This is a genomic window from Telluria sp. RB2R28 (genome assembly GCF_059685835.1).
The window spans coordinates 441197-455662 of record NZ_JCASIK010000002.1; the positions used below are offsets into that span (position 1 = coordinate 441197).

The 14466-nt window shown below is 62.9% G+C and carries 14 protein-coding genes; all 14 read right to left on the bottom strand.

Going from position 1 to position 14466, the window contains the following annotated elements; translation table 11 throughout:
• Positions 1-2 precede the first annotated feature (2 nt).
• On the bottom strand, positions 3-1274 hold the full coding sequence (locus AC56LV_RS09520) for an MFS transporter (protein WP_499557165.1): 1272 nt from the start codon (positions 1272-1274) through the stop codon (positions 3-5).
• Between the two features lie 76 nt (positions 1275-1350).
• Positions 1351-1866 (bottom strand): 2-C-methyl-D-erythritol 2,4-cyclodiphosphate synthase, encoded by a 516-nt coding sequence (gene ispF, locus AC56LV_RS09525; protein WP_499503073.1) that lies wholly within the window; start codon positions 1864-1866, stop codon positions 1351-1353.
• A gap of 21 nt (positions 1867-1887) precedes the next feature.
• Complete coding sequence (gene ispD / locus AC56LV_RS09530) at positions 1888-2610, bottom strand: 2-C-methyl-D-erythritol 4-phosphate cytidylyltransferase (RefSeq protein ID WP_499557167.1); 723 nt, start codon at positions 2608-2610, stop codon at positions 1888-1890.
• Between the two features lie 42 nt (positions 2611-2652).
• Positions 2653-3327, bottom strand: a complete 675-nt coding sequence (locus AC56LV_RS09535; RefSeq protein ID WP_499557169.1) for a hypothetical protein — start codon at positions 3325-3327, stop codon at positions 2653-2655.
• A gap of 38 nt (positions 3328-3365) precedes the next feature.
• Positions 3366-3923: an NUDIX domain-containing protein gene (locus tag AC56LV_RS09540; protein WP_499557992.1), complete on the bottom strand. Its 558-nt coding sequence runs from the start codon at positions 3921-3923 to the stop codon at positions 3366-3368.
• Between the two features lie 56 nt (positions 3924-3979).
• Positions 3980-4306 carry a DUF2818 family protein gene (locus AC56LV_RS09545; protein WP_499557171.1) on the bottom strand — a complete coding sequence of 109 codons (327 nt, stop codon included), beginning with the start codon at positions 4304-4306 and terminating at the stop codon, positions 3980-3982.
• A 3-nt stretch (positions 4307-4309) separates the two neighbouring features.
• Positions 4310-5824: an NADH-quinone oxidoreductase subunit NuoN gene (nuoN, locus tag AC56LV_RS09550; RefSeq protein WP_499557173.1), complete on the bottom strand. Its 1515-nt coding sequence runs from the start codon at positions 5822-5824 to the stop codon at positions 4310-4312.
• 6 nt (positions 5825-5830) lie between these two features.
• Entirely contained in the window at positions 5831-7333 is a 1503-nt protein-coding gene (locus AC56LV_RS09555) for an NADH-quinone oxidoreductase subunit M (protein ID WP_499557175.1), read from the bottom strand.
• Positions 7334-7355: 22 nt separating this feature from the next.
• Positions 7356-9470, bottom strand: coding sequence for an NADH-quinone oxidoreductase subunit L (nuoL, locus tag AC56LV_RS09560; RefSeq protein ID WP_258834887.1), 2115 nt, complete (start codon positions 9468-9470; stop codon positions 7356-7358).
• A gap of 39 nt (positions 9471-9509) precedes the next feature.
• A complete protein-coding gene (nuoK, locus tag AC56LV_RS09565) occupies positions 9510-9818 on the bottom strand; it encodes an NADH-quinone oxidoreductase subunit NuoK (protein WP_183557698.1) in 309 nt (102 codons plus the stop codon).
• On the bottom strand, positions 9815-10483 hold the full coding sequence (locus tag AC56LV_RS09570; RefSeq protein ID WP_499557176.1) for an NADH-quinone oxidoreductase subunit J: 669 nt from the start codon (positions 10481-10483) through the stop codon (positions 9815-9817). The genes nuoK and AC56LV_RS09570 overlap by 4 nt, the downstream gene beginning before the upstream one ends.
• A 31-nt stretch (positions 10484-10514) precedes the next feature.
• Entirely contained in the window at positions 10515-11003 is a 489-nt protein-coding gene (nuoI, locus tag AC56LV_RS09575; RefSeq protein ID WP_183557692.1) for an NADH-quinone oxidoreductase subunit NuoI, read from the bottom strand.
• A gap of 10 nt (positions 11004-11013) precedes the next feature.
• On the bottom strand, positions 11014-12105 hold the full coding sequence (nuoH, locus tag AC56LV_RS09580; protein WP_499503079.1) for an NADH-quinone oxidoreductase subunit NuoH: 1092 nt from the start codon (positions 12103-12105) through the stop codon (positions 11014-11016).
• Positions 12105-14447, bottom strand: coding sequence for an NADH-quinone oxidoreductase subunit NuoG (gene nuoG / locus AC56LV_RS09585; protein WP_499557178.1), 2343 nt, complete (start codon positions 14445-14447; stop codon positions 12105-12107). The genes nuoH and nuoG overlap by 1 nt, the downstream gene beginning before the upstream one ends.
• Positions 14448-14466: the final 19 nt, after the last annotated feature.

Genomic DNA, 14466 nt, shown 5'->3' on the forward strand with positions numbered 1-14466 from the left:
CGTTACGCCTTCGCCAGTACGGGCGCACGGACCACGTGCGCTTCGCGGATCGGCAGGTTGATCAGCGCGGCGGCCGCCGCCAGGGCCATGTCGGCGTACCACATCCAGCTGTAGTCGCCCGTGTGCACGACGGCCAGCCCGCCCAGCCAGGCGCCGAAGAATCCGCCGATCTGGTGCGACAGCAAGGTCATGCCGAACAGCGTGGCCAGGTAGCGCACGCCGAACAGTTTGCCGACCAGCCCCGCCGTGGGCGGCACCGTGGCCAGCCAGGTAAAGCCCAGCGCGCCGGCGAAGACATAAAAGGTCCAGGCCGTCTTGGGCGCCAGCAGATACAGCCCGACGATGACGACACGGCTTGCGTAGATCCAGAACAGCAGTGACTTCATCCGATAACGCGAGGCCAGCATGCCGGCCGACAGGCTGCCCGCGATGTTGAACAGGCCAATCAGCGCAAGCGCGGTGGCCGACACGGTCGTCGGCAAGCCGCACATCGCGACTTCGCCCGGCAAGTGGGTGACGAGGAAGGCGATGTGAAAGCCGCAGGTGAAGAAGCCCGCATGCAGGCACAGGTAGCTGCGGTCGCGCAATGCCTGGCGCAGTTGCTGGCCAAGGGCGACCGGTGGTACCGCTGGTGCCACCGGAGCGGTTGGCGTCGCTGGTGCAGTGGCAAGGACCGTGGCGACGGCGGCGCGCTTGCGCCGTAGCGGCCAGGCCAGCGGAATGGTGAGCAAGGCGGTGGCCGCCAGCGTCAGCATCGCCACGATCCAGCCGGCGCCGGCGATGATCGCGCCCATCAGCGGGGCGAGCGCGAACTGGCCGAACGATCCGCCGGCATTGATGAAGCCGGACGCGAACGCGCGGCGCTCGGGCGGCAGGCGCTGGGCGGTGGCGCCGATCAGGATCGAGAAGCTGCCCGCCCCTGCCCCGGCCGCCGACAGGAAGCCCATCGTCATCAGCAGCGCCCATTCGGATCCGACGAACGGCGTGGCGGCCGTGCCGGCCGCCAGCATCACGCCGCCCAGCGCAATCACGCGGCCCGGGCCATATTTGTCGGCCACGGCGCCAAACACCGGCTGCGCCACGCCCCACATCAGCTGCGCCACCGCCATCACGAAGCTGATCGTGGCCACGCCCAGGCCGGTGGCCGTGTTCAGTGGTGACAGAAACAGGCCGCTCGTCAGGCGCGTCCCCGTCGTGATCATCATGACGGCGCTGGCAACCAGGATCAGGGTCCAGGCCGCGCGCGGCGACAGGGTGGCGGGGGCGTTTGTCATTTGGCAATTATAGAGCCACCGCCCCTGCCATGGGCAACGATCAGTCAGCCGGTGAGTCGACCGATTAGTAGGCCGATTAGTCGGCTGGCGTGCGGATCAGCAACGCGGTCGATTGCGCGGCCATGCCTTCTTCGCGCCCGAGGTAACCGAGCTTCTCGTTGGTCTTGGCCTTGATGTTGACCTGCTGCGGCGACACGCCCAGGTCTTCAGCGATGCGCGAAACCATCAGCGGGATGTGCGGCGCCATCTTCGGTTGCTGCGCAATGATGGTCGCGTCGATATTGCCGATCGTGTAGCCCGATTGCAGCACGCGGTGCCCTACTTCGCGCAGCAGCGTGCGCGAATCGGCGCCGGCGAACATCGGGTCGGTGTCCGGGAAGTGCTTGCCGATGTCGCCCAGCGCGGCCGCGCCCAGCAGCGAATCGATGATCGCGTGCAGCAGCACGTCGGCATCCGAATGGCCTTGCAGGCCCAGGCGGTGCGGAATCGTCACGCCGCCGACGATGAGCTTGCGCCCTTCGACGAGCGCGTGGTTGTCATAGCCAGTACCGATGCGAAACGGTGGAGTGGGATTGTAGGATGCGAGTGCCATGATGGTCGTTTCTTGTCTTGGTCAGATGGTGGCGTCGGCGGCCAGGTACATCTCGGCAATGCGGATGTCCGATGGCAGCGTGACTTTGAGGTTGCGCGGGTGCCCTTCGACCAGCCTGGGAGCCAGGCCGAGGGCTTCCACCGCGCTGGCGTCGTCGGTGATCGCGGCCGGGTCGGTTGCCGCGTCGAGCGCGCGGCACAGCAGCGCGTAGGAAAACATCTGCGGCGTCTGGGCCAGCCACAGGTTGGCGCGGGAGACGGTGGCGATGCCGTCGTCGCCCCTGCGCTTGACGGTGTCGACCACCGGCAGGGCCAGCAGCCCGCCGGCCGGATGGTCACCCGTCTCGGCGATCAGGCGTTCGATCAGCGCCGCGTTCAGGCCGGGGCGCGCGGCGTCGTGCACCAGCACGTGGTCGGTATCGGCCAGCGCGGCGCGCACGGCGTGCAAGCCGTTGCGGATCGATTCCATGCGGGTCGCACCGCCGCAGCGCAAGACCGTGACGCGGCTCGTGCGCTCGTTTGCGTCGGGCAGCACGGCGTCGATGAAGGGGTCGTCGGTGCTGACGACGACATACGTGTGCGCGATCAGCGGGCTGGACAGAAAGGCATCGACCGTGTGGCGCAGCATGGGCTTGGCGCCGATCGGCAGGTATTGCTTGGGACTGCCGGCAGCCATGCGGGCGCCGACACCGGCGGCCGGAATCAGGGCCACGTGGCGGCGGGTCAGGTCGGATTGTTCGTTCATGTTCTCAACTGCCTATCAACTACATTTTTTAACTGCGTTTTTTCATCCATGACGACGTGCAGGTCTCAGCAACGACTGTACCTCACCTGCACAAACCTTGCCCAGGCGGGCGTACTCCTGCGGCGTGTCGATCGCGGCCTGCAGCACTTCAACTTTGGCCATCTCGCCCTTGATATAGGGCATCCAGCTGCGGTCGATCTCACGCTGCAGCAGCGCCTGCGCCTGGCCGATGGGTGCGTACAGCGGCTTGCCGGCAAAGCGCGCCGCCAGCCGGGCGCGTACGGTGGCCTCGGCCTTCGGCATGAAGCTCTGGTACGTCGTCAGGTGGCGCATTTCGTGGGCCAGCACTTCGCGGTAGGCGCACGATGTGGGCGGAAATTCGCGGCTCACATACACGACGATGGGCGCGTAATCGAGACTGACGTCAATGCGCGGCGCCACGCACTCATACCCTGTCGCCGGGTCGGCCAGCATGCGCCCGCCGACGCTGATGCGCACGCGCGCTTCGGTGTGCGTCAGGCCCAGCACCCACGACCCGCGGCGCACGCTGGGCATCAGGCGCGTGAGGTCGTAGAACGAACGCGTATTGTCAATGCGATAGCCCTGCTCGCGCGTCGACAGCACCGAGATGCTCTCGCCGATCGTGTCTTCGCAGCGCGCCTGCAGCGGCGTGCGCGTCTGCGCCGACGCCGACGCCGACGCCGACGAGGCCAACATGGACACTGCTGCTGCAAACAACCAGGGCTGCATCGTGCTCAGGCGGGCGTCCAGTCGCCGGCCAGGATCTTCTCGAGCCAGAACGTGCCGATGATCGTCTTGACGTCGGTGATCTCGCCACGGCGCACGAGATCGAGCAGTTCCGGCAGCGTGACACTGAACAGTTCGAGGAATTCGCCGGCGTCGAGCTGTTGCTCGCCCTGCGTCAGGTCTTCGGCCAGGAAGATCTCGAGGTGCTCGTCCGAGTAGGCAATGGCATTGTGGATGGTGCAGACGAAGCGCCACTTGGCAGCCGTGTAGCCGGTCTCCTCGACCAGTTCGCGCTTGGCGCAGTCGAGGTGGTCTTCGCCCGGATCGATTTTACCGGCCGGGAATTCGATGAAGACCTTGCCGTTCGGGTAGCGGAACTGGCGTTCCAGCAGGATGCGCCCATCGGGCAACAGCGGGAGGATGACGACGGCGCCGGGGTGGCGGATGAATTCGCGGTGGCTTTCCTTGCCATCCGGCAGGCGGATGCGGTCGCGTTCGACCTTCAGGAAATGACCATCGTAGACGACGCCGCCGTCGAGGCGGGTTTCTTTCAGTTCCGACACTATGTGCTCCTTATCGTTGAGGCTGCGATACGAAGCATCATAAGCGAACGGCTCGATCTCTACCTGCGTGGCTTGTGCAGATACCGCATCACGAAGCCGGGAAACGCCAGCACCAGGAACAGGCACCCGGTCACGGCGTGAAATTCCCAGGTCTGTACCGCCACCGAGCCGATGCGCGATTCAAGCAGGCGGGCAATGAAGCCCACCACGAAGTACAGCACGATCAGTTCGAGCAGCCGCACCGGGAACGGCTTGGTGCGGCGCTCCCCGGCCGGCTTGCGGCTGGGGAGCGTCACGAGCCCGAACAGGCGCTCGTTGATGAACGGCAGGTTGGCGGCGGCCAGTGCGAGCAGCACCACCAGCCAGGCGGCCAGGTTCAGATCCACGCCTTACTTGGCCAGCGTGGCTTGCATGGCGCTGTAGCAGACGGCCAGCAGGCTGCCTGGAATCACGCCCATCACGACGATCGCCACGCCGTTGAGCGACATGATGATACGCATGTCCAGCGGGGTCGAAATGGCCGAGGTGTCGGCGGCTTCGTCGAACCAGATGGTCTTGACGATGCGCAGGTAGTAGAACGCACCGATCAGCGAGAACATCACGGCGACGACAGCCAGCCACACCATGCCGGCATTGGCCACGGCCTGCAGCACCGCGTACTTGGCGATGAAGCCCACCATTGGCGGCACGCCGGCCAGCGAGAACATCAGGATGGTCATGACAATCGCGAACCATGGGCTGCGCTTGCCGAGACCCTTGAAGTCGCTGATCAGCTCGGCTTCATGGCCGGCGCGCGCCAGCATCATGATCAGGCCGAAGGTACCGACCGTCGTGAGCACATAGATGATCGTGTAGTACATACCAGCGCTGTAGGCAGCGGCAGCATCGGTCGTATCGCCACCGATATTGCCCACCACCAGGGCCAGCACGACAAAGCCCATCTGGGCAATGGTCGAGTAGGCCAGCATGCGCTTGAGATTGGTCTGCGCGATCGCGGTGATGTTACCGAAAGCCAGCGACAGCACGGCCACGACCATCAGCATCTGCTGCCAGTCAAAGGCCATCGATGGCAGCGCTTCGACCAGCAGGCGGATGATGATGGCGAACGTCGCCAGCTTCGGCGCGCCGCCCAGCAGGATCGTGACAGCCGTCGGGGCGCCCTGCACCACGTCCGGTACCCACATGTGAAATGGCACGACGCCGAGCTTGAACGCCAGGCCAGCCACCAGGAATACCAGGCCGAAGACCAGGATCATCGGATCGGCCTCGCCGGTGCTGGTGACCTGGCCGATCGTGGTGATGTCCAGCGAGCCGGTGGCACCATAGATCATCGACATGCCGTACAGCAGGAAGCCCGAGGCCAGTGCGCCGAGGACGAAATACTTCATCGCCGCTTCGGTCGAGATCGCGTGATCGCGGCGCAGCGCCACCAGGGCGTAGGTCGACAGCGACATCAGTTCCAGGCCGAGGTAGATCGACAGCATGCTGTTACCGGAGATCATGATCATCTGGCCCAGCATCGCAAACAGCGCGAGCACGTAGAACTCGCCGCCCAGGTTGCCCGACATCATGTCGCGCTCGCCAATGTACTGACGCGAATAGACCAGGGTCATTGCCGTCGCTGCATAGGTGAACAGCTTGAGCAGGTTCGACATCGGATCGGACACGTACATCCCGTTGAAGGTGAAGACGGTCGTGCCGGCATTGAAATCGACGAAGGAGAACACGGCGCAACCGGCGATTGCCAGCAGCGACAGCGCATACGTCAGGTTGCGCTTGCCGGCCTTCAGGTACATGTCGATCAGCAGGATCGCCGAGGTGGCGATCAGGAGGAAGATCTCGGCGTAGACCGGCACCAGATTGGTGTCGACCGCCGATAACAGGGTTGTGTTCATCTCGTTCATGGCGTTTTATTGAGGCACTTTGCTGACTGCGACATGTTGCAGGAGATCGGTGACCGACACCTGCAGGGTCTCGGCGATCGGCGCCGGGTACAGGCCCATGGCCAGGGTGGCGATGGCCAGCACCGACAGGATGGCGAACTCGCGGCCGTTCAGGTCGACCAGCTCGGCGACATGCTTGTTGGCGACCGGGCCAAAGATGACGCGCTTGACCATCCACAGCGAATAGGCGGCGCCCAGGATCAGCGCGGTGCCCGAAGCCAGACCCGTCCAGAAGTTGAACTCGACCGCGCCCAGGATGACCATGAATTCGCCGATGAAGCCCGACGTCGCCGGCAGGCCGGCATTGGCCATCGAGAACAGCACGGCGAAGGCAGCAAACTTCGGCATCGTGTTGACGACACCGCCGTAGGCAGCGATTTCACGCGAGTGGACACGGTCGTACAGCACGCCGATACACAGGAACATCGCGCCCGACACGAAGCCGTGCGAGATTGCCTGCATCAGGCCGCCCTGCACGCCCAGGTCGTTGAACATGAAGAAGCCCAGCGTGACGAAGCCCATGTGGGCAATCGACGAGTACGCCACCAGTTTCTTCATGTCCTTCTGGACCAGTGCCACCAGACCGATGTAGATCACGGCGATCAGCGACAGCACGATGACGACCGGCGCCAGGTACTGGCTCGCGTCCGGGGTGATCGGCAGCGAGAAGCGCAGGAAACCATACGCACCCAGTTTCAGCATGATCGCAGCCAGCACGACCGAACCGCCGGTTGGCGCTTCGACGTGGGCATCCGGCAGCCACGTGTGCACTGGCCACATCGGGACCTTGACGGCAAACGCCATGAAGAACGCGCAGAAGATCAGGATCTGCTCTTTCATCGTCAATGGCAGCAGGTGCCACTCGAGGATGTTGAACGAGCCCGAGGCGTTGTACAGATAGATGATCGCGACCAGCGTCAGCAGCGAGCCGAAGAACGTGTACAGGAAGAACTTGAACGCCGCGTACACGCGATTCGGGCCACCGAACACGCCGATGATGATGAACATCGGGATCAGCGTCGCTTCGAAGAAGAAGTAGAACAGCAGGCCGTCCAGCGCGCAGAACACGCCGATCATCAGACCCGACAGGATCAGGAACGAACCCATGTACTGGGCGACACGCTCCTGGATCACTTCCCAGGCCGCCAGCACGACGATGATCGTGATGAAGGCGGTCAGCGGCACGAACCACAGCGACAGGCCATCGACACCCAGGCGGTAGAAGATGTTGAAGCGCTCGATCCAGGCCGCTTCTTCAAAGAACTGCATGCCGTGCGCGGCGTTGTCGAAGTTCGTGATCAGGGGAATCGTCGGCAACAGGCTGACGATGGCGCCCACGAGCGAGAGCATGCGTACCATGCCGGCGTTCTTGTCGCGGCCGACGGCCAGGACCAGCACGCCGAACAGGATCGGGAGCCAGATGGCCAGGCTCAGGTACGGTGGAAATGTTGAAATTGTAGACTGCATCATTTTTCGTTATCTCTGCCTGTGATTAACCGCGCCAGAACGGGAAGAAGTACAGCATGGCCGCCAGCACGCCAACGATCATCACGAACGCATAGTGGTAGATGTAACCGGTCTGTGCTTTACGGGTGATGGTCGAGAACCAGCCGACTGCCTTGGCGCTGCCGTTGACGACCAGGCCGTCGATCAGGCCCCGGTCGCCCACTTTCCACAGGCCACCGCCCAGCAGCAGCGAGCCGCCGGCGAAGACTTTCTGGTTGAACGCATCCATGTAGTACTTGTTGTCCAGCAGGGTGTGCAGCGGCTTGAACTTGGCATAGAACCAGGCCGGCACGCGTGGGTTGATCATGTAGCAGTAGTAGGCAGCAACGACGCCAGCCAGTGCCAGCCAGAACGGTGCGGTCTGCAGGCCGTGCAGGGCCATCGCGGCAGCGCCGTGGAACATCTCGCCCAGTTCGGCCATGGCCGGGTGGTTCGGGTTCACGGTGATGACGCCATCGAAGAACGTGCCATGCAGCATCGGCTGGATCGTGAAGAAACCGATCAGCATCGATGGGATGGCCAGCAGGACCAGCGGCACCGTCACGACCCATGGGGACTCGTGTGGCTTCTGGCCCGGGGCCAGGCCGTGGTGGCCGTGGTCGTCGTGCGCGTCTTCCTCGTGGTGCGAACCGGAATCGTGCAGTGCATGCGGATCCGAATGATCGTTGGCAGCTGCCTTGTGATGCGCGTGATCGTCATGATGGTCATGCGCATGCGCTTTGCCGAAACGCTCTTCGCCGTGGAACACGAGGAAGTACATGCGGAACGAGTAGAACGCCGTTACGAACACGCCGGCCAGCACCGCAAAGTTCGCAAAGCCGGTACCTGGCAGGTTACTTGCGTGCACTGCCTCGATGATCGAATCCTTCGAGTAGAAGCCCGAGAAGAATGGGGTACCGATCAGGGCCAGCGAACCGATCAGCGAAGTGATCCAGGTGATCGGCATGTACTTGCGCAGACCGCCCATATTGCGCATGTCCTGGTCGTGGTGCATGCCCATGATGACCGAGCCGGCGCCAAGGAACAGCAATGCCTTGAAGAACGCGTGCGTCATCAGGTGGAATGCGGCGACCGAGTAGGCCGACACGCCCAGTGCGACGGTCATGTAGCCCAGCTGCGACAGCGTCGAGTAAGCAACCACGCGCTTGATGTCGTTCTGGATGATGCCCAGGAAACCCATGAACAGCGCGGTGATCGAACCGATGACGATGATGAACGACAGCGCGCCATCGGACAGCTCGAACAGCGGCGACATGCGCGACACCATGAAGATGCCGGCGGTAACCATCGTCGCGGCGTGGATCAGTGCCGAGATCGGGGTCGGGCCTTCCATCGAGTCAGGCAGCCAGACGTGCAGCGGGAACTGCGCCGACTTGCCCATCGCGCCGATGAACAGGCAGATACAGGCGGCGGTCAGCAGTGGCCAGTCGGTGCCCGGCACGGTCATCAGGGCCAGCTGGTCGGCCTGGGCGAAGACTTCAGCGTAGTTCATCGTGCCGGCAGCGGCCAGGATCAGGCCGATACCGAGGATGAAGCCGAAGTCGCCGACGCGGTTGACCAGGAACGCTTTCATGTTGGCGAAGATCGCCGTTGGGCGCGTGTACCAGAAGCCGATCAAGAGGTACGAGACCAGGCCCACTGCTTCCCAGCCGAAGAACAGCTGCAGGAAGTTGTTGGACATGACCAGCATCAGCATGGCGAACGTGAACAGCGAGATGTACGAGAAGAAGCGGTTGTAGCCGTCATCCTCGGCCATGTAGCCGATCGTGTAGATGTGGACCATCAGCGACACCGACGTGACGACGCACATCATCATCGCGGTCAGGGTGTCGATCTGGAAGCCGACGGCCAGCTTGAGCGTGCCGACGGTCATCCAGGTGTACAGGTCCTGGTTGAGCGTGAAGCCGTCGAGCGCGGCCATCAGGGTCATGACCGAGATGACCAGCGCGATCGCCACGCCGAGGATGGTCGCGGTATGCGACACCTTGCGGCCGACGACATTGCCCAGGAACTTGGTACCCAGCAGACCGGCAATTGCCGAGCCTGCGAGCGGTGCCAGTGGCACTGCCAGTAAGAGTGAGGTTGAAATTTGCCCCGCCATGTTGAACCTTATTCGTTATAAGTTATCGAGCGAGACCGATCAGCCCTTGAGGCTGTCGAGGTCTTCCACGTTGATCGTGTCCAGATTGCGGAACAGGACCACCAGGATCGCCAGGCCGATTGCGCTTTCGGCGGCCGCGACGGTCAAAATGAAGAACACGAAGATCTGCCCCGCCGCGTCGCCCAGGTAGTGGGAAAACGCGATGAAGTTCAGGTTCACCGCCAGCAGCATCAATTCGATGGCCATCAGCAAGATGATGATGTTCTTCCGGTTCAGGAAGATACCGACCACCGAGATCGCGAACAGGATCGCGCCCAGGATCAGATAGTGTGCGAGGGAGACGGTCATTTGCTTTCCTTCGGTTCGGCAGCAGCAGCGGCTGCAGCGGCCTTGGCCACGTTCGCGGCGTCGATGGCCGGCTGGTTCACGGTCGCGACCTTGATGATCTTCAGGCGGTCGTTGCGTTTCACACGCACGGCGTCGGCCGGATCGATGGCCTTGCTGTCCTTGCGGCGGCGCAGCGTCAGGGCTACGGCGGCGATGATCGCCACCAGCAGCACCACGGCGGCAATTTCAAAGCCGTAGATGTAGCGGGTGTAGATCTGCAGGCCCAGTTCCTTGGTACCGCCGATGTTCATGGCAGCCGCTTCCGGCGTTTGCTGGAAGTTGCTGTAGCCGTGCCACAGCACCGCGCCCATTTCGAGCACGATCAGGGCGCCGACGCCGGCTGCCAGCGGCAGGAAGCCCCAGAAACCTTCGCGCATGCGGTCGATATTAATATCAAGCATCATGACGACGAACAGGAACAGCACCATGACGGCGCCGACATAGACCAGCACCAGAACGATGGCGAGGAATTCGGCCTTCAGCAGCAGCCAGATACCGGCGGCGTTGAAGAAGGCCAGCACCAGGAACAGCGCGGCGTGAACCGGGTTCTTGGCGGTGATGACGCGCAGGCCTGCCAGCACCATCACGGCCGCGAACACGTAGAACAAAATATCAGTAAATGTCATGACTAACCCAGGAGCCTCTTGTAATTAACACTTAGCGGAACTTGGCGTCCGCCTCGCGGGCAGCGGCAATCTCGGTTTCGTAGCGGTCACCCACGGCCAGCAGCATCTCTTTGGTGTAATAGAGGTCGCCGCGTTTTTCGCCGTGGTATTCCAGCACGTGTGTTTCAACGATCGAATCAACCGGGCACGATTCTTCGCAGAAGCCGCAGAAGATGCACTTGGTCAGGTCGATGTCGTAGCGCGAGGTGCGGCGGGTGCCGTCTTCGCGCTGGGTCGACTCGATCGTGATCGCCATGGCCGGGCAGACTGCTTCACACAGTTTGCAGGCGATGCAGCGCTCTTCCCCGTTGGGGTAGCGACGCAGCGCATGCAGACCGCGGAAGCGGTTCGACATCGGGGTCTTTTCTTCCGGGTACTGAACCGTGATCGAGCGCGACAGAGCGTAGCGGCCGGTCAGGGCCAGGCCCTTGATCAACTCGGTCAGCATCAGGCTGCCGAGGATTTCTTTCATACGTGACATGTGCGTCCCCTTACTTCCAAATATTCCACGACGTCTGCATCCAGGCGGCGATGAACACCAGCCAGATCAGCGTGATCGGAATGAACACTTTCCAGCCCAGACGCATGATCTGGTCGTAACGGTAACGTGGGAACGTACCGCGCACCCAGATGAAGAACGTGACCAGGCAGAACGTTTTCAGGAACAGCCAGAAGAAGCCGATGAAGCCGCCCAGGGTACCGCCCACTTCGAGGAAGCTGAATGGTGCCGACCAGCCACCGAGGAAGAACAGCGATGCCAGGCAGGCGATCAGGATCATGTTGCCGTACTCGGCCAGCATGAACATCGCGTACGACATGCCCGAATATTCGACCATGTGACCGGCAACGATCTCGGATTCACCTTCGATCACGTCGAACGGGTGACGGCCGCACTCGGCCAGGCCCGAAATCAGGTAGATGATGAACAGCGGGAACAGCGGCAGCCAGTTCCACGACAGGAAGTTCACACCCATGCCGGCGAACATGCCAGTCTGTTGCGCGAAGACGATGTCCGACAGGTTCAGGCTACCCGTCACCATCAGCACGACCACCAGCACGAAGCCCATCGGGATTTCGTACGAGATCATCTGGGCCGATGCGCGCATGGCGCCCATGAACGAGTACTTCGAGTTCGACGCCCAGCCGGCGATGATGATGCCGTAGACCTCGACCGAGGTGATGGCCATCAGCAGCAGCACGCCGGCGTTCACGTTGGCCAGCGCAAACTGCGGACCGAACGGAATGACCGACCAGGCGGCCAGCGCCGGCATGATCGTCATGACCGGACCGATCACGAACAGGCTCTTGCTGGCCTTGGCCGGGATCACGATCTCTTTGATCAGAAGCTTCAGGCCGTCGGCCATCGGCTGCAGCAGGCCGCCAGGACCGACGCGGTTCGGACCGACGCGGATCTGGATCCAGCCGATGAACTTGCGTTCCCACAGCGTGGCGTAGGCAATCGCGATCATCAACGGTGCCAGCACCGCGATGATCTTGATCAGGGTCCAGGCAATCGGCCAGACCGGGCCGAGCAGGTCTGCACCGCCGGCGTTGAATGAATCAATGTAACCGGGCGCGGCCATTACTTGCTCTCCCCTGCTTTTGCAACTTGGATGGAACCGAACATGGCGCCCAGGCCTGCCACGGCCGGATGGCCGGCGGCGACACGCACTGCGTTCGATGGCAGCGTGGCGTCGACATCGGCCACCAGCACGGCCGAACCGGCGCCCTGCGTGACGGTGACGCTGTCGCCGGCCTTGACGCCGATCGATTCAGCCACCGCTTTCGACAGCGTGACCAGCGGCGCGTTCGCGTCGGCGGTGCGCTGCAGCGGTTCGGCGCGGCGTGCCAGCGCATCGGTGAAGTACACCGGCACGTCGGTCACGCGCTCGAGCTGGCCGGCTGGCGCATACGCGCCGACGGTCGGTGCCAGCGTGGCTTTGTTGTTCAGCTTGCCCGACAGATCGGTGACACCCTTGCCGAACAGCTCGTCGCGGATCGATTCCGACGTGTCGTAGTCGAAGCCTTGCAGGCCCAGCAGGTTACCCAGCACGCGCAGCACTTTCCAGGCTGGACGGGTGTCGCCCAATGGACGCACGGTGCCGTTGAAGCTCTGTGCGCGGCCTTCGCAATTGACGAACGTGCCCGAGGTTTCCGAGAACGGCGCGATCGGCAGCAGCACGTCGGCGTAGTCCAGGCCATGCTTGAAGGCCGACATGACGACGACCATCTCGGCGCCAGCCAGTGCGGCGGTCGCTTGCTGCGGATTGGCGGCGTCGAGTTGCGGCTCGGCGTTCAGCAGCACATAGGCTTTTTTCGGCGTGGCGAACGGTGCTTCGTTCTTGCCCGACGTGGCGCCCACCAGGTGGCCGCCGATCGTGTTGGCCGACTCGACCAGATAACCGAACGAACAACCGGTCTGCTCGGCGATCCACTGCGCGGCGGCGTGGATTTTCGAGGCTTGCGGATGTTGCGCAGCAGCGTTGCCCAGCAGGATCGCGCCTGGCAGTTCGACGTCGCCAACGACGACCAGCGATGCGGCAATCGCTTTGGCGATGTCCGACGCTTCGATCTGCTCGAAACCGGCCGGTGCGGCGATGCCCTTGTCGGCAGCGATGGCAACGACGATTTCCGACAGCGCGACGAGCCAGTCGCTCGGCGCGGCGATCAGCTTGTGCGCGACCTTCATCAGCAGTTCGTCGTCGGCACCAGCCACCAGCGACAGGCGCAGGCCCGACTTGGTGGCGGCGCGCAGGCGGGTCGCGGCCAAAGGATGATCCTTGCGCAGGAACGAGCCGATGACCAGTGCGCGTTTGAGCGTGCTCAGCTGAGCGATCGGCATGCCGAGCCATGGCGTGACCTGCCCGTCGAGCGAAAAGTCGCTCTGGCGCAGGCGGAACTCGACGTTGTCCGAACCCATGCCACGCATGGCCTTGTTCAGCAGGTGCAGTTCTTCGACGGTCGAGTGCGCAGTCGCGACGGCAGCGATCGCATCGGCGCCATGTTCGTGACGGATATTGCGCAGGCCGTGGGCGACGTATTCGAGGGCGGTCTGCCACTCGGCTTCCTGCCACATGCCGCCCTGCTTGATCATTGGCTTCGTCAGGCGGTCGGTGTTGTTCAGCGCTTCATACGAGAAACGCTCTTTATCCGACAGCCAGCATTCGTTGACCGCTTCGTTCTCAAGCGGCAGTACGCGCATGACACGGCCACCCTTGACCTGGACGATCAGGTTCGCGCCCAGCGAATCGTGCGGCGAGACCGACTTGCGGCGCTGCAGTTCCCATGGACGTGCCGAATAACGGAATGGCTTGCTGGTGAGCGCGCCGACCGGGCACAGGTCGATCATGTTGCCCGAGACTTCCGAGTCGACCGTCTTGCCGACGAACGTCGTGATTTCGGAATGCTCGCCGCGGCCCAGCATGCCGAATTCCATGACGCCGGCCACTTCCTGGCCGAAACGCACGCAACGGGTGCACTGGATGCAACGCGACATCTCTTCCATCGAGATCAGCGGGCCCGCTTCTTTCGGGGCCACCACGCGCTTTTCTTCTTCGTAGCGCGAACCGCTCTTGCCGTAGCCCACTGCCAGATCCTGCAACTGGCATTCGCCGCCCTGATCGCAGATCGGGCAGTCGAGCGGGTGGTTAATGAGCAAAAATTCCATCACCGACTTCTGGGCCTGCACGGCCTTGTCGCTGTGGCTGCGCACGATCATGCCCGGCGAGACCGGAGTCGCGCACGCTGGCAAAGGCTTCGGCGCCTTTTCCACTTCGACGAGGCACATGCGGCAGTTCGCAGCGATCGACAATTTCTTGTGATAGCAGAAGTGCGGAATGTACGTTCCGAGCTTGTTTGCGGCGTCCATCACCATCGAACCCGGTGGGACTTCAACTTTCTTGCCGTCTAATTCAATTTCAACCATGGGATCGTTACCTGACCTG

Bases quoted from the DNA above. Each gene is read 5' to 3' on its own strand.
- nuoK (WP_183557698.1), bottom strand. From the start codon at position 9,818: ATGACCGTCTCCCTCGCACACTATCTGATCCTGGGCGCGATCCTGTTC.
- AC56LV_RS09555 (WP_499557175.1), bottom strand. From the start codon at position 7,333: ATGATGCAGTCTACAATTTCAACATTTCCACCGTACCTGAGCCTGGCC.
- nuoG (WP_499557178.1), bottom strand. From the start codon at position 14,447: ATGGTTGAAATTGAATTAGACGGCAAGAAAGTTGAAGTCCCACCGGGT.
- AC56LV_RS09535 (WP_499557169.1), bottom strand. From the start codon at position 3,327: ATGTTGGCCTCGTCGGCGTCGGCGTCGGCGTCGGCGCAGACGCGCACG.
- nuoI (WP_183557692.1), bottom strand. From the start codon at position 11,003: ATGTCACGTATGAAAGAAATCCTCGGCAGCCTGATGCTGACCGAGTTG.
- ispD (WP_499557167.1), bottom strand. From the start codon at position 2,610: ATGAACGAACAATCCGACCTGACCCGCCGCCACGTGGCCCTGATTCCG.
- nuoL (WP_258834887.1), bottom strand. From the start codon at position 9,470: ATGGCGGGGCAAATTTCAACCTCACTCTTACTGGCAGTGCCACTGGCA.
- AC56LV_RS09520 (WP_499557165.1), bottom strand. From the start codon at position 1,274: ATGACAAACGCCCCCGCCACCCTGTCGCCGCGCGCGGCCTGGACCCTG.
- nuoN (WP_499557173.1), bottom strand. From the start codon at position 5,824: ATGAACGAGATGAACACAACCCTGTTATCGGCGGTCGACACCAATCTG.
- nuoH (WP_499503079.1), bottom strand. From the start codon at position 12,105: ATGGCCGCGCCCGGTTACATTGATTCATTCAACGCCGGCGGTGCAGAC.
- AC56LV_RS09570 (WP_499557176.1), bottom strand. From the start codon at position 10,483: ATGACATTTACTGATATTTTGTTCTACGTGTTCGCGGCCGTGATGGTG.
- ispF (WP_499503073.1), bottom strand. From the start codon at position 1,866: ATGGCACTCGCATCCTACAATCCCACTCCACCGTTTCGCATCGGTACT.